General features: G+C 39.7%; 17 protein-coding genes and 2 riboswitches. Of the genes, 7 read left to right on the forward strand and 10 right to left on the reverse strand.

Annotated elements, in window-relative coordinates:
- Positions 1-19 precede the first annotated feature (19 nt).
- The 7 genes from JIN86_RS00070 to parE all read right to left on the reverse strand — a co-directional run bounded on the left by JIN86_RS00070 (position 20) and on the right by parE (position 8,329).
- Positions 20-769, reverse strand: a complete 750-nt coding sequence (locus JIN86_RS00070) for a TatD family hydrolase (protein WP_202341396.1) — start codon at positions 767-769, stop codon at positions 20-22.
- Positions 759-1,508 carry an ABC transporter ATP-binding protein gene (locus JIN86_RS00075; protein WP_004227933.1) on the reverse strand — a complete coding sequence of 250 codons (750 nt, stop codon included), beginning with the start codon at positions 1,506-1,508 and terminating at the stop codon, positions 759-761. The genes JIN86_RS00070 and JIN86_RS00075 overlap by 11 nt, the downstream gene beginning before the upstream one ends.
- Positions 1,483-2,256: an ABC transporter permease gene (locus tag JIN86_RS00080; RefSeq protein ID WP_004227931.1), complete on the reverse strand. Its 774-nt coding sequence runs from the start codon at positions 2,254-2,256 to the stop codon at positions 1,483-1,485. The genes JIN86_RS00075 and JIN86_RS00080 overlap by 26 nt, the downstream gene beginning before the upstream one ends.
- Positions 2,256-2,546 carry a thiamine-binding protein gene (locus tag JIN86_RS00085; RefSeq protein ID WP_004227928.1) on the reverse strand — a complete coding sequence of 97 codons (291 nt, stop codon included), beginning with the start codon at positions 2,544-2,546 and terminating at the stop codon, positions 2,256-2,258. Before JIN86_RS00085 ends, JIN86_RS00080 begins: the two co-directional genes overlap by 1 nt.
- Position 2,547: 1 nt before the next feature.
- Positions 2,548-3,543 carry an ABC transporter substrate-binding protein gene (locus JIN86_RS00090; RefSeq protein ID WP_202340948.1) on the reverse strand — a complete coding sequence of 332 codons (996 nt, stop codon included), beginning with the start codon at positions 3,541-3,543 and terminating at the stop codon, positions 2,548-2,550.
- A 155-nt stretch (positions 3,544-3,698) separates the two neighbouring features.
- A riboswitch (TPP riboswitch) is annotated at positions 3,699-3,809 on the reverse strand.
- Between the two features lie 108 nt (positions 3,810-3,917).
- Entirely contained in the window at positions 3,918-6,356 is a 2,439-nt protein-coding gene (parC, locus tag JIN86_RS00095; RefSeq protein ID WP_202340949.1) for a DNA topoisomerase IV subunit A, read from the reverse strand.
- The gene (gene parE / locus JIN86_RS00100) at positions 6,353-8,329 is read right to left on the reverse strand and encodes a DNA topoisomerase IV subunit B (protein WP_004227922.1); all 1,977 of its coding nucleotides are present in this window, start codon (positions 8,327-8,329) and stop codon (positions 6,353-6,355) included. Before parE ends, parC begins: the two co-directional genes overlap by 4 nt.
- Before the next feature lie 561 nt (positions 8,330-8,890).
- On the opposite strand from parE, the gene plsY reads away from it, so the two are divergent.
- The 6 genes from plsY to JIN86_RS00130 all read left to right on the forward strand — a co-directional run bounded on the left by plsY (position 8,891) and on the right by JIN86_RS00130 (position 14,178).
- Positions 8,891-9,493 (forward strand): glycerol-3-phosphate 1-O-acyltransferase PlsY, encoded by a 603-nt coding sequence (gene plsY / locus JIN86_RS00105; protein WP_202340950.1) that lies wholly within the window; start codon positions 8,891-8,893, stop codon positions 9,491-9,493.
- A 19-nt stretch (positions 9,494-9,512) separates the two neighbouring features.
- Complete coding sequence (locus tag JIN86_RS00110) at positions 9,513-9,803, forward strand: HesB/YadR/YfhF family protein (protein WP_004227919.1); 291 nt, start codon at positions 9,513-9,515, stop codon at positions 9,801-9,803.
- A 187-nt stretch (positions 9,804-9,990) separates the two neighbouring features.
- Positions 9,991-11,535: a spore germination protein gene (locus JIN86_RS00115; protein WP_202340951.1), complete on the forward strand. Its 1,545-nt coding sequence runs from the start codon at positions 9,991-9,993 to the stop codon at positions 11,533-11,535.
- Between the two features lie 25 nt (positions 11,536-11,560).
- Positions 11,561-12,760, forward strand: a complete 1,200-nt coding sequence (locus JIN86_RS00120; RefSeq protein ID WP_202340952.1) for a Ger(x)C family spore germination protein — start codon at positions 11,561-11,563, stop codon at positions 12,758-12,760.
- A gap of 5 nt (positions 12,761-12,765) precedes the next feature.
- Positions 12,766-12,999, forward strand: a complete 234-nt coding sequence (locus JIN86_RS00125; protein WP_004227917.1) for a hypothetical protein — start codon at positions 12,766-12,768, stop codon at positions 12,997-12,999.
- Between the two features lie 30 nt (positions 13,000-13,029).
- Positions 13,030-14,178: a GerAB/ArcD/ProY family transporter gene (locus tag JIN86_RS00130; protein ID WP_202340953.1), complete on the forward strand. Its 1,149-nt coding sequence runs from the start codon at positions 13,030-13,032 to the stop codon at positions 14,176-14,178.
- Between the two features lie 40 nt (positions 14,179-14,218).
- Here JIN86_RS00130 and metA read toward each other — a convergent pair whose 3' ends face one another.
- The gene (metA, locus tag JIN86_RS00135) at positions 14,219-15,154 is read right to left on the reverse strand and encodes a homoserine O-acetyltransferase MetA (protein ID WP_004227915.1); all 936 of its coding nucleotides are present in this window, start codon (positions 15,152-15,154) and stop codon (positions 14,219-14,221) included.
- A 122-nt stretch (positions 15,155-15,276) separates the two neighbouring features.
- Positions 15,277-15,388: riboswitch (SAM riboswitch) on the reverse strand.
- A gap of 203 nt (positions 15,389-15,591) precedes the next feature.
- On the opposite strand from metA, the gene JIN86_RS00140 reads away from it, so the two are divergent.
- On the forward strand, positions 15,592-15,963 hold the full coding sequence (locus JIN86_RS00140; protein ID WP_004227912.1) for a nucleotide excision repair endonuclease: 372 nt from the start codon (positions 15,592-15,594) through the stop codon (positions 15,961-15,963).
- Between the two features lie 50 nt (positions 15,964-16,013).
- Here JIN86_RS00140 and JIN86_RS00145 read toward each other — a convergent pair whose 3' ends face one another.
- Together JIN86_RS00145 and JIN86_RS00150 are read right to left on the reverse strand one after the other, a co-directional pair.
- Complete coding sequence (locus JIN86_RS00145) at positions 16,014-16,400, reverse strand: hypothetical protein (protein WP_202340954.1); 387 nt, start codon at positions 16,398-16,400, stop codon at positions 16,014-16,016.
- Between the two features lie 23 nt (positions 16,401-16,423).
- A complete protein-coding gene (locus tag JIN86_RS00150) occupies positions 16,424-17,206 on the reverse strand; it encodes a TrmB family transcriptional regulator (RefSeq protein ID WP_202340955.1) in 783 nt (260 codons plus the stop codon).
- Between the last annotated feature and the right edge of the window lie 49 nt (positions 17,207-17,255).

The following is a 17,255-nucleotide window of genomic DNA, read 5'->3' on the forward strand; positions in this document are numbered from 1 at the left end:
CCTATACTGCTTTTTCTTATTAAAGCCGATAAAATGTTTTCGTGTTTTGCGTAATAATTTTGGCCGCTTCCTGTGTTGATAGCCCTTTGATGGAGGCAATCACCTCAATCGTTGAGTGCATCATCCAGGGAGATGTACGCTTCTTCGTAAACGGTCCCTCAAACGGCCAAGGACCATCCGTTTCTACCATCATCAAATCAATCGGATACGCATAAATTAGCTGTTGAATTTCCTCTTCGTACAAGCAATCTGGGGTTATGGAGATAAAATAACCACGCTCTATCATGCGCTTCACAATAGCTTCATCCCCTTTAAACCAATGAAAATGGGCTTCGTGAAGCTGATGCTTTTCCAGCAAATCACACACAACATGGGCGTCCTCATATACTGCGTGTAACACAATTGGCTTGTCCAGTTCCTTCGCCAATACAACAAAACGCTCTAATAACGCCACATAGGGACGTTCATCAATCCCTTGCTCTTGTCTTAAATAATAAGGTAGACCCACCTCACCAATAGCAACCATGTCATCCTGATGCGAACGAATCCAATCGAATAATGCTGTCTCATCATTTGGACTTAGTAAAGGCTGTTCAGGATGAAAGCCAAAAGCAGCCTTTACTTGCTGATAGCTTTTCGATAAACGCAACGTTCTTTCACAAGAGGAAAGTTGCATGCTAACCGCGATTACAGCTTTCACCTCTTCTAATAAGGAAGGAATTTCCTCATCGGTGTACTGATCCAAATGAATATGCGCATCAATCAACATACATATCACCCTTTTCCTCCTGTAAATACATAAATAATTGTTGCTTTAACGCTGTGAATGCTGCAGAATGTCGAATTTCCTCTTTCCGAGGTCTCTCAAATGGCACGATGATTTCCTTTTTAACGGTTGCTGGACGTTTGGTTAAAACAAGTATGCGATCTGCTAAAAAGAGAGCTTCCTCAATACTATGTGTAACAAATAGAATGGATTTGCGATACTCTTCCCAGATAGATAAAAGCCATGCTTGCATTTCCAGTCGAGTAAATTCATCCAACGCAGAAAATGGTTCGTCTAAGCATAAAATCGGCTTTTCACTGACCATTGCTCGAATAAAGGACACACGCTGCTGCATACCTCCAGACAGTTCGTTCGGGTAGGCATGGATAAAGGAGGCAAGACCAACCTTTTCTAACCATTCCTTGGCACGTTCAATATTCGGTTTATGCTGTAATTCCTCTACAAGCGTGACATTTTCTACTATTGTACGCCAGGGTAATAGACATGGTTGCTGTGGCATATAGCCAATCGTTCCTTTTTTTCGTTGGATATCCTCTCCATTTAGTAAAATGGCTCCTTGATCAATTGGCGAAACACCACCAATTAATTGAAAAAGTGTGCTCTTACCACTGCCTGAAGGACCAACAATGGCCACAAACTCGCCATCCTTTACGTCAAAAGAAAGTTGATCAAGTACTTTTAGTGCATCGAAGGATTTAGCGATGTTTTGAATGCTGAGCATGATAGCCTCTTCCCTTCACCATAAATTTTTCAATTAAACGAATACCGCTAAACAATAGTAAGCTCAAGAGAACAATCGCAAAAATTGCCACAAATACGCGATCTGTACGGAAGGAGGACTGGGCTAGGGTCATGTAAACACCAATACCCTTTTTTGCACCAAGCCACTCCGCAATCACAGCCCCCATCACACTATATGTAGCCGCAATTTTAATGCCTGAAAAAATCGCAGGATAGGCATAAGGCCATTCCAACTTCCAAAAGGTTTGTGCCTTTGTAGCACCAACCATGTCAAAATAATGCTTTAATGCTGGAGCTGTTTGTCTAAATCCATCCATCGCTGCAATGACAATCGGGAAAAAGCACACAAGACAGATAATGATAAGCTTCGGTAATAAGCCAAAGCCAAACCAAATAATAAGTAGCGGTGCCAAGACTAGAATAGGAACATTCTGCGACATAATAAGAATTGGATAAAACAGTTCTCGAATAAAATTAAATCGATGTAACACTACTGCCACCGTTAGCCCACAAGCGATGCCAATGGCCAAACCTAGTAGAGCTAGCTGTACCGTAGCAAATGCATGTGGTAGAAAGGTTTGATACGACTGGATGGCCTCCGATAAAATACTACTTGGTGCGGGTAATAACCAATGAGGAACTTCAGCGAACCGCACGATTAGTTCCCATATGAATAAGAGGAAGGCGATAAAAATTATCGTCCTTCCCTTCTGTAATGCACGTTTCATTACTGATATTTCTCCGTTAATGTATCCATCGTAATACCCGTTGGCTGATATAAAATTTTCACTTGTGTAATGACATTGATGGCACCAAGCTCGATCATCTTCTCATTCATTTTTTCAATGATTTGGAGCAATGTTGAAAGCTCACCTTCCATCGTTGTTTCCAATGGATGTACCTCATATTTCACCCCAGAAGCATCGATCACCGCAATTGCTGCATCTACATACGGTATAACATCTTCATATTTCTCTGTCTTCGGAATGATTTGTACACTGATTAATGAATTTGCCATCTTATTTGGCCTCCTTTTTAGGTAAGAACTCATTAGTAAAGGCTTTTTTCGCATCAAATTCGCCCTCTAGTACTTGATTGCTAGACATCCATTTCGCATAATTTTCCCACACAGAAAGCTTTTGCTCTCCCCATTGCTTGGCATCATCCTGGTATTTATCAGCCAGCCATTCCTGACTTTTATGCACTAACACTTTATCTAAATCAGGGGCAACTTCGATTAAAATATCCGCCGCTTCACTTGGGTTTTCAATTGCGTATTCATAGCCCTTCGCTGCCGCTGCCACAAAGGCTTTGACTACATCGGGGTTGTCCTGTATCATTTTTTCATTTGTAGCTAAAACGGGCGTATAATAATCTAATTGATCACTATACTCTGTAAGATATAGCATATTAATCTTTTCCCCACGTAGCTCAGCCTCAATACCAGTCCATGCATAATAAATCCAAGCAAAATCAATGTCTTTTTCCATCATTGTGAAGAAATCTAAATCCCCAGCATTGACAATATCTAGCTTATTAATATCTGCCTTTTCTTTTTGCATTAGTGATTGTAAGACAGCTTGCTCTAATGGCGCACCCCAACCACCATAGGTTTTACCTTCAAAATCCTTTGGCGATGTAATGCCCTTTGAAGCAATAGAAGCAAAGCCAGATGTATTATGCTGTATAATTGCTGCGATTGAGACCAGCGGCACATTCTGTACTCGTGCCTGTGTTATGCCTTCCTGATAGCTCACGCCAAAATCTGCCTTGCCAGAAGCAACAAGCTGATCTGCGCCCGCCTCACCAGGCATAATAATATCAACATCTAAGCCCTGTTCCTCAAAATAACCGAGTTTTTTCGCAACATATAGTCCTGTATGATTTGTATTCGGCGTCCAATCCAGTACCACAGACACCTTTTTCAGCTTGTCAACAGCCTGCTTATCCTCCTTGTCACTACAGCCTGCTAATGTTAATAGTGCTACCATTAGAATAAATAACCATTTCTTCATGCAAAAGCCTCCCAGTTTGTAATATGAAAGTGTTCATGAATGAATGTTGTCACCAAAAGAAAGCGTATATACAATGTTGGCAAGTTGTTGCTCGAAACATAAAAAAACGCCTAGGATTCCTCCCAGACGTATCGCAATCAATCTTCAAAACTTTGCTTTTTTGAATAGATGTTCCCTACGCTGGTACGAGCCAAATCAGGTTCAAAGGGTCAGCGTCTTTCGGACACAATCTCAGCTAGCAATTACTAGCCCCCCTACATTCTTTCGCTATGAACTTTTCGATGATTATTATACCCATAGTTTCACTTAAATGACAAGGTGCTATTTTTGAAAAGAGCTTAAAGCCCAGCACTCCTAAGAGACTGGGCATTCTTTTAGCTTGGTTTCTGTTCTTTTTTGGCTGTGACAACATGAGAGATTGCCCCATCTGTTGCAATATCCACTTTAAATGAACCGTTGGAATGGCGATCCGCACGAGACAATGCTTGCACGTCTATCACCTCTTGAACACCTTTTTCAGTTTCAATCACAACCTGCTCCCCGTCTGTTGCTTGAACAACTGCCACAATTCGGTGAGGGTTAGCTTTTAACTCCGTTAATACTTTTAGTCCACGTTTTGCACGACCTGCTACTTCAACTTCAGCGACATTCATTTTCTTCACGGCACCACGCTGTGTCACAATCACTACATATTGGGTAACATCAGGCTGTAATACATTGACGCCAACTAAGGCTTCTCCATCTTTTAGTGTGATCCCTTTCACACCGCCTGTTTTCACACCTGTCACAGGTAGTTCCTCCATTGGGAAACGAATCGCATAGGCTGTATCCGTTGTGAGCATCAGCTCCACGCCATCTGTTACAAACGAGGCATAGATCATCGCATCACCAGCCTTGACGTTCATCGTTTTAATAGGCTTTGAATAACGTGTCACTGCATAGTCTGCGAGTGGTGAGCGCTTAATTTGACCATCTTTTGTGGCTGTGAAGACATACGTATTTGGCTGTTCAAATGTTTCGAAGCCATAAACCGCAATAATCGATTCATCTTCCCCTGTTGGGACAATACTTGAAATATGCTGGCCGAGATCCTTCCAGCGTATATCAGGCAGCTCATGAACAGGCTGATAAATATAATTGCCTCGATTTGTGAACAGCAATAGATGGTGCTGTGTATTTAAGTTTGCTTCATACAATAAATAATCTGAATCCTTCATGGCAAAATCTTGCCCATTTGAAGCGGCATGAGAACGTGTGGATGTGCGTTTAATATAACCATCCTTCGTTACTGTTACGACAACCTCCTCACTTGGCACAAGGACATCCAATGTAATTTTAATTTCTTCAATTTCTTGCTCAATCTTCGAGCGGCGAGGCTCTGTAAAGCGTTTCTTAATATCAAGCAGCTCTTGTTTAATAACACGCACAAGTTTAGCCTCACTTTGTAGAATCCCCTCTAGCTTCGCAATTAACTTATCTAACTCGTCCTGTTCCTGACGAAGCTCTGTAATATCCGTATTCGTTAATCGATATAATTGCAGGCTTACAATGGCCTCTGCCTGTACTTCTGTAAAATCAAACTTCTCTTGTAAATTAAGCTTTGCATCCTTCTTATCATTAGAAGAACGAATCGTCGCAATGACTTCATCTAAAATAGAAAGAGCTTTAATTAATCCATCTACAATATGAGAACGGTCCTTTGCCTTTTGCAAATCATAAATGGAACGGTTTGTTACCACTTCTTTTTGATGGGCAATATACGCATCTAGCAATAATGGTAATGTCATCATCGTAGGACGACGATTATGAATGGCAATCATATTAAAATTATAAGCTACCTGTAAATCCGTTGTTTTAAACAAGTACTGTAAAATTCCTTGTCCTGGTACATCCTTTTTCAGCTCAATTACCACTCGTAAGCCTGTACGGTCTGATTCATCACGAATTTCCGCAATGCCTTCTAGTCGTTTATCTACACGTTGCTCATCAATTTTTTTCACAAGATTCGCTTTATTTACATCATATGGTAACTCAGTGATAACAATTTGCTCTTTACCACCCTTGATTGGTTCAACAACTGCTTGTGCACGGACGATGATTTTACCACGACCTGTTTCATACGCCTTTTTAATGCCATCAACACCTTGAATGATGCCACCCGTTGGGAAATCAGGCCCTTTCATCACCGTCATCAATTCATCTACAGTAACATTAGGCTTGTCTAAGCGCATCAACACAGCATCCAGTACTTCATCTAAGGCATGTGGCGGAATATCTGTCGCATAGCCAGCGGAAATCCCTGTAGAGCCGTTGACTAAAAGGTTAGGAAAACGTGCTGGTAAAACAGTTGGCTCCATATCCTGATCATCAAAGTTTGGCACAAACTCGACCGTTTTCTTGCCAATATCTCGTAGCATTTCAGCAGCAATAGCAGATAGTCTTGCCTCTGTATAACGCATCGCAGCTGGAGGATCGCCATCGACTGACCCATTGTTCCCGTGCATCTCAATGAGCATATGACGTGCCTTCCAATCCTGACTCATCCGTACCATCGCTTCATACACAGAGCTATCGCCGTGCGGATGATAGTTACCAATTACGTTACCCACTGTTTTTGCGGATTTACGGAACGGCTTATCATGTGTGTTGCCCTCCGTAAACATCGCATATAAAATACGGCGCTGTACTGGTTTAAGACCGTCACGTGCATCAGGCAACGCGCGGTCTTGAATAATATATTTACTATAGCGACCAAAACGGTCACCCATCACTTCTTCTAACGGTAAATCTTGGAACTTTTCTGTACTACTCATGCTTGGTCCTCCTCTTGTTGGATGAATTCATTCTCTAGAATGTTAGAATCATCCTCCATACCGAAGTCTACATTGGCTTCGATCCATTTACGACGTGGTTCTACCTTATCGCCCATTAACGTCGTGACACGTCTCTCCGCACGTGCACCATCCTCGATTGTGACACGAATCAATGTCCGTGTTTCAGGGTTCATCGTTGTGTCCCATAGTTGGTCTGCATTCATCTCGCCAAGACCTTTATAGCGCTGTAATATGTAACCCTTGCCAACCTTTTTGATGGCCTTTTGTAAATCGCTTTCTGTCCAAGCATATTCAATGATTTCTTTTTTTCCAGTACCTTTTGAGACTTTATAAAGCGGCGGTAGTGCGATATAGACCTTCCCAGACTCAATAAGTGGACGCATATAACGATAGAAGAATGTTAATAGCAAGACTTGAATATGTGCCCCGTCCGTATCCGCATCGGTCATGATGACTACTTTATCGTAGGCAGAATCTTCCACCGCAAAATCCGTACCAACACCTGCTCCAATCGCATGGATAATCGTTGAAATTTCTTCGTTTTTCATAATATCTTGTAGTTTGGCTTTTTCTGTATTGATTACTTTCCCGCGCAATGGCAGAATCGCTTGGAATGTACGGTCACGACCTTGTTTAGCAGAGCCACCCGCAGAATCACCCTCGACTAAATACAGCTCATTTTTTGCTGCATTACGTGACTGAGCTGGCGTTAATTTTCCAGATAGGATCGTACTACCCTTTTTGTTTTTCTTGCCATTTCGTGCATCCTCACGCGCTTTACGAGCTGCTTCACGCACTTGCTGCGCTCGAATCGCTTTACGAACAAGAGAAGCTGATAACTCTGCATTTTCCTCTAGCACATACAAAATTTGCTCAGACACTACGCTATCCACGGCAGAACGAGCCTCACTTGTCCCAAGCTTGCCCTTTGTTTGTCCTTCAAATTGCAGTAAATGCTCTGGAATACGAACAGACACGATCGCTGCTAAGCCCTCACGAATATCTGTCCCCTCAAGGTTTTTATCCTTGTCCTTTAACAAGCCAATTTTTCTTGCATATTCATTAAAGACACGTGTCAATGCTGCCTTTGCACCCGTTTCATGTGTACCACCATCACGTGTACGGACATTATTAACAAATGATAAAATCGTTTCTGAATAACCATCGTTATACTGGAAAGCGAACTCTACTTCGATTTCATCCTGTACGCCTTCTACATATTTTACTGGATGAAGGACATCTTTTTCCTCATTCAAATACGCAACGAAAGCCTCGATGCCATTCTCATAAAAGAACACATCGCTCTTGCCCTCCTCGCGCTCATCAATTAATTCAATTTTTAAGCCCTTTAATAAAAAGGCTGATTCGCGTAATCGTTCTGCTAACGTATCATAATTGAATTTTGTGACAGAGAAAATTGTTTCATCTGGTAGGAAATGAACAAGCGTTCCTGTCTGCTTGGTCTGCCCAATATTTTCAAGTGTTGTGACAGGCTGTCCTCCATGCTCAAAGCGTTGACGATACTTTTTACCATCGCGATGAATTGTCACCTCTAAAAATGTTGAGAGCGCATTCACAACGGAAGAACCAACACCATGTAAACCTCCACTTGTTTTATAGCCACCTTGACCAAATTTGCCACCAGCGTGTAACACAGTAAAAATAATTTCTGGTGTCGGTTTGCCCATTTTATGCATACCGGTTGGCATCCCACGTCCAAAGTCGCGTACACTCATACTTTGATCTTTATGAATTGTGACAATAATATGAGATCCAAAGCCAGCCAGTGCTTCATCTACCGCATTATCTACGATTTCATACACAAGGTGATGAAGTCCACGGCCATCCGTCGAACCGATATACATGCCAGGTCGTTTGCGTACCGCTTCTAATCCTTCTAATACTTGTATAGCGTCATCATTATAGACGCTAGGTGACTGTTTATTCGTCAAAAAAATTCCCCTCCAAAAAACAAACACATGTTCTATTTATGTTCTCATCCTAATAATAATAGCATTTCCTGTCAATAGCTAGCGACAGGTCCAATAAAATTTTAAAAATTGCTCACAGTTTTGATTATTTTTATTAATAGTAAACATCTTCAACAGTTGCTTAAAATTGGTATTTAAGCAAGACAGACTGCTTCTAGCTTCCATCATCATTTGACGCATTGAAGCCTACTAAGTTGCAAAATATAGTTGTGATGCTTGCAAATAGAAGCACACTACCTCGTGTCTTGTGATTAAACAGGATAAAGTTAGACTTCTATTCTACCAAAGGAATGAACGATTGACAAAATTGCCATTTTGCCTATATTTTTATAAAGGTTTTAGTGCTTCCTACAAATTTATGTCTAAAAGCCTAGTCCTCGCTAATAGATTCTCTTTTGTATTGATTCAAGACTTCGGATGAAATCTCCTTCATAACATTGTAGATTAGCAAGAAAAAGTGTAAAATACTTGTTACAAACTATTAGTACCAAGTGATGGACTATGAATGAAAGGAGTCCAACTATGATCAATGGACTTATTATTTTATGTGCTTATCTAATCGGCTCTATACCTTCTGGATTATGGATAGGCAAAATTTTTTATAATACCGATATTCGTGAACACGGGAGCGGTAATCTTGGTGCAACCAATACTTTTAGAACATTAGGGAAAAAGGCTGGTATTATTGTTACGGTGATGGATGTCCTAAAAGGGACTGCCGCTGTCTTACTCGTGACACTTCCTGTTTTCTCTGATACTACACTCCACCCTTTATTACTGGGGCTTGTCGCCGTAATCGGTCATATGTTCCCGATCTTCGCCAACTTCCGTGGTGGGAAAGCTGTGGCAACGTCAGCGGGTGTATTATTAGGCTATTCTTGGCCACTCTTTGTCCTACTATTTATTACCTTTATTGTGACATTAAAAATCACAAAAATCGTCAGCTTAACATCAATGATAGCCGCTTTAGTAGCGCTTATCTATGCAATCGTTTATTATTTTATAACAGGTGACTTTGCATTAGGCATCTTGGTAGCCTTTTTATTTACCTTTATTATTTATCGGCACCGTGCCAATATTGCTCGTATTAAAAACGGCACCGAACCAAAGGTAAAATGGCTGTAGGAAGAGAGGAGCATTTGAAATGAATATTGCATTGACAGATGAAGCCCTACAATGGTTCAAACATGAAATGGAAGTTGAACCTGGTGATACAATCCGTTTTTATGCACGTTATGGTGGCTCAAGTCCGTTTCATGAAGGCTTTTCACTAGGCATGACACGTGAGGAACCTATTGCTATAGGTGTGCAGACAGAAATTGATGGTGTTATTTATTATATTGATGAGAAAGATCTTTGGTTCTTTAACGATCACAATTTACATGTTGATGTTGATACAAGTAAAGATGAATTACAATACGACTATCGTACATAAAGCAGTCTGTCCTTTCAATAAATGAAAGGACAGACTGTTTTTTATTTATTCCAAAACAAGACACACAAAAGTCGCAAGGAATGTGATATTGCCACAAATAGCTAGATTTTTCATATCTCTTTCGTTTATCTCTCAAAAAAATTGTCCATTCTAAAGGTAATGAACCACCAATTGAGGAGGAAAACACATGTCCATGTCTAACCATACCGATACCTCCCCATCCCATACAACGAACGATTTATTGTATACTTCCCTATCTAAAAATATAAAAATCATTCAACAGTCACTAGGGCATAGTAATGATATTATCATACGGGAAATTGCGATTGGAGAAACTGATCCCCATAGCCTCGCCATCATTTCCATTGATGGCTTATCGGATAAAACGACTATTTCTAATTCTGTTATCGATAAACTGATGGCAAATATTGAAGAAGAACAAGATATTGAAATAACAACCATTAATCAATATGTTCGGAATTCCTATTTAACAGTAGGCGATGTCACGAATATTGAGCATTTCACAACACTCTACAATGCCATTCTCAATGGTGAAACGGTTATTTTATTAGATGGCTTTGCTGAGGGGATTGTGACAAGTACAAGAAGTGCCAAAGATCGAGCTGTCACAGAGCCATCGACGGAATCCGTTATTCGCGGACCGAGGGAATCCTTTACGGAAACCTTGCGTACGAATACAGCGCTCATTCGTCGCAAAATAAAAAGTCCGAATCTCTGGATTAAGTCCCGTGTAATTGGAGATGTGACACAAACAGATGTAGCGGTGATGTATATAAATGGCATCGCCAGTGACAAAATCGTCGCAGAGGTATTGGCTCGATTAGATCGTATTAATATTGATGGCATTTTGGAAAGTGGCTATATTGAGGATTTTATTCAAGACTCAAAAAACTCTATGTTTCCAACAGTCTATAACTCCGAACGTCCTGATGTCATCGCAGGTGAATTATTAGATGGAAAAGTGGCGATTCTAGTTGATGGCACACCTTTTGTCTTAGTCGTACCAGCGCTATTTACATCCTTTTTACAATCAGCAGAAGATTATTATCAGCATTGGATGATTAGCTCACTTGTACGTATATTGCGTTTCTTTGGTATCAGTCTAGCATTAGTAGCACCATCCTTGTATGTAGCGATTACTACCTTCCACCAAGAAATGCTACCAACACCCATGTTAATTAGCATCGCTTCACAAAGGGAGGGCGTACCCTTTCCTGCAGTGGTAGAAGCGCTTATTATGGAGGTTGCCTTTGAGGTCTTAAGGGAAGCTGGACTTCGTATGCCTCGAACAATCGGTCCTGCGGTATCCATTGTAGGTACTTTAGTTATTGGTCAGGCAGCAGTTGAAGCAGGGGTCGTTTCCGCTGTAATGGTAATCATCGTAGCCCTAACAGCGATTTGCAGCTTCCTATTCCCTGCCTATGGCTTATCGAATACGATTCGGGTACTACGTTTCCCATTAATGATTTTAGCTGCTATGTTTGGTTTATTCGGTGTAATGTTTGGCATTATGCTAATTATTCTTCATCTATGTAGCATTCGTTCATTTGGTGTACCTTATTTAAGTCCATTCGCACCGTTGGTATTACAGGATCAGAAGGATGCATTTGTGCTGTTCCCGCGTAGAAAATTACTTACACGACCTCGTTTAGTCAATCAAAAAAATATTGTTAGAGGACATAACTATACCAATGTAAAAGGCAGGAAATAACTTCAGGATAAATGAGGAATAGAATATGGCAAAATTAAACTGGATTTGCTTACTATGTATCCTCACTTTACTTTTAAGTGGTTGCTGGAGTAAGCGAGAATTAAATGAATTAGCCATTGTCGTAGCACTAGGCATTGACAAAATAGATGAGGAATATGAAATTACAGTTCAAATTGTCGATCCTAGTGAAGTCTCAGTGCGACAAGCTTCCACTCAACGCTCACCTGTCGTTAGCTATCATTCGAGAGGCGAAACTATCTTTGAGGCGATACGAAAAATGACGACCATCGCTGCTCGAAAGCCCTATTTTGCCCACCTTCAAGTGGTTATTTTAGGGGAAGATCTTGCTAAAGAAGGCATGAGTGATGCACTTGATTTAATTGTAAGGGACCATGAATTTCGTAAGGATTTCGACGTCATTATGTCTCACGAAGCAACAGCGAAGGAAGTATTAAATGTACTAACACCCATCGAAAAAGTTCCTGCTAATAAAATCTTAAATTCCCTTGATGTCTCTGAAAAGGCTTGGGGCTCCACAATAGCTGTTAATATTGATGAATTAGTCAATACGTTAAGCAATAAGCATAAAGGGGCATTAATTTCTGCTATTGAAGTTCATGGCGATAAGAAATTAGGGGTAGATCAAACAAATGTGCAACGTGTTAAAACACCTGTGCTATTACGTTATACAGGTTTAGCAGTCTTTAAAGGAGATAAATATATAGGGCTACTGACTGAAAGTGAAAGCAAAAGTGTTAGTTTTCTTAATGACAAAATTCAAAGTACGATAGAAATCATTGCCTGTCCTAATAAAGGGACCTTGTCTACTGAAATTACCCAATCCACTACAAAGGTGAAAGGGTCATTTAAAAACGGGAAACCGAAAATCGATGTTCATATTAATGTAGAGCAGAATGTTGGAGAGGTCGAATGTGATATCGATCTTACCAAAAATAAATCGATTGATTACGTTAATAAAAAAACAGCCCAGGGAATTGATGAACGCATAGAAAAAACAGTAGAGAAAATTCAACAGCAATATGAAGTAGATGTTTTTGGATTTGGGGATGCCCTTCATCGGGCAGATCCTAAGCAGTGGAAAAAAATCAAGGATGATTGGACTTCCATTTTTCCAGATTTAGCAGTGGTAGTTCATGTAAAGGTAACTACCCAAGGTTCAGGTACGATGCAAAATTCATTATTAAACAAGCCAAAGGAGGAATAAATGCAATGGTACTAGCCGTAGCTATCTTGATCATCGCGATAATCGTTGCGCTTATTTTTATTCCAAAGCTAAAAAAGCAACAGGATAGAAAAGCCATGATTGTATTCTCCTTTTTGCTTCTTATTGGAACGGCTTTAAATATGGGGATTGCCCTGAAAATCCATATTCCTAGCCCATTAGATTTGATTACCTTTATCTTCACACCGATTAGGGATTACATTGTGTCATTCACAAAATAGAAAGAGGATTGAGAAATGGAGGGTAGCTAGATGGAAAAAGAGATAATTAGTTCAAGACAGTTTACGATCGTTACCTTTCTCTATTCTATCGGTACAGCGATTTTAATTATCCCTTCGAGTATTACTGGTGCCGCAAAGCAAGATGCTTGGATAGCGGCAAGCATTGGTGTTCTCCTAAGTTTACTGGTCCTAAAATTATTTTTAACACTGGCCAATCAAACACCATCCCTAAACTTTATTGAGGCCAATGAAAAAATTCTTGGGCGTTTTTTTGGTAAAATCACAGCGACTTGTTTCCTGATTATGACCTTTCTTTCCGCTGGAGAATTACTCTATTTTATCGGTATTTTCATGAAAACGGAAGTTATGCCAGAGACACCGACATTAGCATTTGCCCTACTGTTCAGTATCCTTATTATGTATGCCGCTTATTTAGGGATTGAGACCTTTGCCCGTTCGGCAGAAATCCTCTTCCCATTGTTTACCTTTATTTTTATTTTTTTCGTCCTTAGTATTACCCCTCAAATTACATTTGAGAATATTCAGCCTCTACTAGAAGCGACCAAAGCATCTATGTTTTATAGTATTGCACGTTTTATGAGTATCTTTTCCTTTCCATTAATTGTATTATTGATGCTCTATCCTACTGGCGTCAATGTACAGCAGTCTGCACAAAAAGGGCTATATATTGGGGCAATCTTTGGCGGAATCGTCTTAGTTACGTTGATTGTCCTATCGATTCTTGTATTAGGTCCTGAAAACACAGCATCAAGGACATTTCCTAGCTATGCCTTAGCCCAAAGAATATCAATAGGTAATTTTTTACAGCGCATTGAAATCATTATGGCATTTATGTGGATTACGTCTATATATATTCGTACATTTATGTATTTCTATACGACCGTTGTTGGCCTCGCACAAATTTTGAAGATTAAGGATCATCGCCCACTCATTATACCGATGGGGATAATTGTCATTGGACTTTCTCAAATTGTTCATCCAGATATTGTGCATTCTACTAATTATAATAATGAAATTTGGCCAATCTTTTCCTTTATTTTCACCATTTTATTACCCATACTATTGCTGATTGTGGTAGTTATTCGAAATCGTAAATCCAAAGCTCAAAAAAACGAAACACCTCAGCAGGAAACAGAAAATGACAATCAAAAAGTCTAATTTCTTCTAAAGCTAGAAAAGAAATTAGACTTTTTATTAATTAAATATGATATTCGATTTCATCTACAAAATCCCATTCATATGGTGTTTCTTGGTAAACATAGTAGTTCAACCAGTTAGAGAATAATAGATGCGTATGGGCACGCCATGTATTCATCGGCACTTGTGTCGGATCGTCATTCGGGAAGTAGTTTACAGGAACAGCGATATCTATGCCCTTCGCCACATCGCGACTGTATTCATCGGCTAGCGTTGTCGCATCATACTCTAGATGCCCCGTAATCATAATATTTTTATTATCTTTTGATTGTACAATAAATACCCCAGCATCCTCTGAATAGGATAATAATCGTAGATCTGGATGATTGCGAACCTCGTCAATCGAAACAGATGTATAGCGTGAATGGGGCGCAGTAAATAAATCACTAAAGCCGCGTACCAAATCTACAGTTAAATCTGTAATCACATGGGAATAGACGCCTGAGCATTTAGCAGAAAGCTCAACCTTGCCAATGCCATAATGATGATACAATGCAGCCTGTGCCCCCCAACATATATGTAGCACGGATGTCACATTCTTTTTAGACCAATCCATAATTTCTGAAATTTCCTGCCAATAGTTGACCTCTTCAAAAGCCATTTTTTCTACTGGCGCACCAGTTATAATCATACCATCATAGCGTCGGTGTCGAATCTGATTGAACGTTGTGTAGAAAAGCTGCAAATGGGATTTACTCACATTTTTAGACTCGTGAGTGGCTGTATTCAAAAAGGTAATATTCACCTGTAATGGTGTATTCCCCAATAAACGTAATAATTGGAGCTCTGTTTTTTCTTTTTCAGGCATTAAATTTAGTATTAATATATTTAATGGACGGATTTGCTGTGTTTTCGCACGATCTTCTTCCATGACGAAGATTTTTTCCTCACGTAAATGTTCTCCAGCTGGTAAATTTTTCGGAATATTAATTGGCATCTTGCTTTCCCCTCTCTATAATCACTCTCTTTTAGCAAACCTTGCTTGCATAGGATGCAACGAAATTAAAAAATCCTCCTCATTCCATACGAGATAGAATGAGAAGGATTTTTTCACGTCCACTCTTATCTCTCAAAGGAAAAAATCCTTTGCTGGAATTAGCACCTTTCTAACAATTGTTAGAGGTTGCTGAAGCGTCATCGGGCCAAATCCCTCAGCTTCTCTTGATAAGATTATTTAATTATCTTGAATTGTAACACGAACTAGTTAGAATATCAATAATTCATAGAATATTTTGTGATTCATGTGCATGTTCCTTGCTCATTTGATGTACACTAAGCTTGCTATATGGGGTGTTTCTACATTTAAAATTTATGGTAAACATGCCGTAATTATGTTACCATATACTTTTAGTAAGAGAGAGGAACGTGAATAGTTTGATTAAAATTGAATTTCCAAAACCAGATCTAGTAATCCGTCAACGTGAACAAGATTTAAAACCAGGTGATGTGCCAATCACACCTTACTTCGGTTTTATTGACTTCCATAAAATCACACGTGATAAAGGCGGCATTTTCTTATTCTATAATGACAAGAATGAGCTATTGTTTGTTGGGAAAGCACGTAAAATTCGTCAACGTATTAAAAAACATTTCGAGGATAATGTATCTCCGATGAAAAACCATCGTGATGAAGTGTTCAAAATTGAAGTCTATGAAGTAGAAGATCCAATGGAACGTGAAATTTACGAAACATACGCGATTAATACTTTCCGCTCTAAATATAACGTAGACAAAGTCTTTTATTAGACATCTCATAAAGAAACCGAAATCTCATCTAAAGATTTCGGTTTCTTTTATCACATAATGGTCATACGATCAATGGGCGTACTCTGACCGTTTATTCGCAAATCAATGGTATCAAGCTCAGGATTCTTGACGGTGATTTGAAAAACAAAGGGCTGAGCCTCTTTCCTTTGCTCGCTGCCTTCTTCTAACTGGATGATAAGCCTATTTCCCTCAGCTGTAATACTTGCCAATACATTCCCTTTTGAATAATAAACAAGGTAATATGGAGCATCATTTTCATGTAATAGTTGTATTCTGTCATTAGAAACAATATTTTTTTGGACATTATCTGGGACAACCGTTAGCTCATGAATCGTTGGTGGTTCGGATGGTGGTGTAGCATTACAGGCTCCTAGCATGAGTAAGCTCATTAAAAATAGCAACACGAAGTTTTTCAAGTTACTCCCCTTCCCTTATAAGACTATTCTAAGAAAAAAGCTTTCCGCTCCTTAGCAATCCAGTCTTCTAACTCCTGATCATCCCGTTTTACTAACCGATTAATGAGTACATCATGCCATATATAATCCTCTAACAAATAAATATGAACCGAATCATTGGTGATAAAGGCCGTCTCTTGGGTAGATGGAGAATGACCATAAATCATTTCCTGACCATCTACCGATAAGATAAACCAATGCGGTGTCGACGCTTTTTTTGTATAATGTGTGGCTCTGTGCTGGTCAATAGAGGCGAGATGCTCTCCTACATATAACGTAATGCCATGAACAGGAACATGCAGCGCCACCTCTTGCAAATCTTCACGTAAGGCATCATACATATCTTCCCACATCGATAGCATCACTTTTTTCTTCGCCTTCTTTAGAAGTGACTGACAATAGTTGATAATGGATTCCTTGCCCTTCAGCATGACCACTTTAGGCTCAGCTTCCTGCACTTTTTCCTCTAATTTCTCTAGTTTCCCGCTTATAGACGTAAAATTGGACTCCCAGCGCTGTTGAATTTGCTGTAAGAACACAGACACAGGCATTGCCGAATAGGTCGTTTGTTCTGCGGTCTCTTCTTTTAACACGATGCCCTTTTCTACAAGGATATTTAAAATATCATACACTCTTGCACGTGGTATGCCAGAATTTTTACTAACCTGATAGGCACTGACATGACTTTGCTGAACAAGTGCCGTATAGGCCTTCGCTTCATATTCTGTAAAACCCATTTCTTTCAGCTGGGTGATTAATTCCTCCATGTAATCCCTCCATTATCTTTATTATAGGCTACCTTTGTGAAGATTTGCC

The sequence above is a fragment of the Lysinibacillus sp. HST-98 genome (assembly GCF_016757845.1).
Classification (GTDB): Bacteria; Bacillota; Bacilli; order Bacillales_A; family Planococcaceae; genus Lysinibacillus; species Lysinibacillus capsici.

What these genes read in the sequence shown, in the direction of transcription:
- JIN86_RS00070 (WP_202341396.1), bottom strand. Translation starts at nt 769, where the DNA reads ATGTTGATTGATGCGCATATTCATTTGGATCAGTACACCGATGAGGAA.
- JIN86_RS00075 (WP_004227933.1), bottom strand. Translation starts at nt 1,508, where the DNA reads ATGCTCAGCATTCAAAACATCGCTAAATCCTTCGATGCACTAAAAGTA.
- JIN86_RS00080 (WP_004227931.1), bottom strand. Translation starts at nt 2,256, where the DNA reads ATGAAACGTGCATTACAGAAGGGAAGGACGATAATTTTTATCGCCTTC.
- JIN86_RS00085 (WP_004227928.1), bottom strand. Translation starts at nt 2,546, where the DNA reads ATGGCAAATTCATTAATCAGTGTACAAATCATTCCGAAGACAGAGAAA.
- JIN86_RS00090 (WP_202340948.1), bottom strand. Translation starts at nt 3,543, where the DNA reads ATGAAGAAATGGTTATTTATTCTAATGGTAGCACTATTAACATTAGCA.
- parC (WP_202340949.1), bottom strand. Translation starts at nt 6,356, where the DNA reads ATGAGTAGTACAGAAAAGTTCCAAGATTTACCGTTAGAAGAAGTGATG.
- plsY (WP_202340950.1), top strand. Translation starts at nt 8,891, where the DNA reads ATGATCAATGGACTTATTATTTTATGTGCTTATCTAATCGGCTCTATA.
- JIN86_RS00110 (WP_004227919.1), top strand. Translation starts at nt 9,513, where the DNA reads ATGAATATTGCATTGACAGATGAAGCCCTACAATGGTTCAAACATGAA.
- JIN86_RS00115 (WP_202340951.1), top strand. Translation starts at nt 9,991, where the DNA reads ATGTCCATGTCTAACCATACCGATACCTCCCCATCCCATACAACGAAC.
- JIN86_RS00120 (WP_202340952.1), top strand. Translation starts at nt 11,561, where the DNA reads ATGGCAAAATTAAACTGGATTTGCTTACTATGTATCCTCACTTTACTT.
- JIN86_RS00125 (WP_004227917.1), top strand. Translation starts at nt 12,766, where the DNA reads ATGGTACTAGCCGTAGCTATCTTGATCATCGCGATAATCGTTGCGCTT.
- JIN86_RS00130 (WP_202340953.1), top strand. Translation starts at nt 13,030, where the DNA reads ATGGAAAAAGAGATAATTAGTTCAAGACAGTTTACGATCGTTACCTTT.
- metA (WP_004227915.1), bottom strand. Translation starts at nt 15,154, where the DNA reads ATGCCAATTAATATTCCGAAAAATTTACCAGCTGGAGAACATTTACGT.
- JIN86_RS00150 (WP_202340955.1), bottom strand. Translation starts at nt 17,206, where the DNA reads ATGGAGGAATTAATCACCCAGCTGAAAGAAATGGGTTTTACAGAATAT.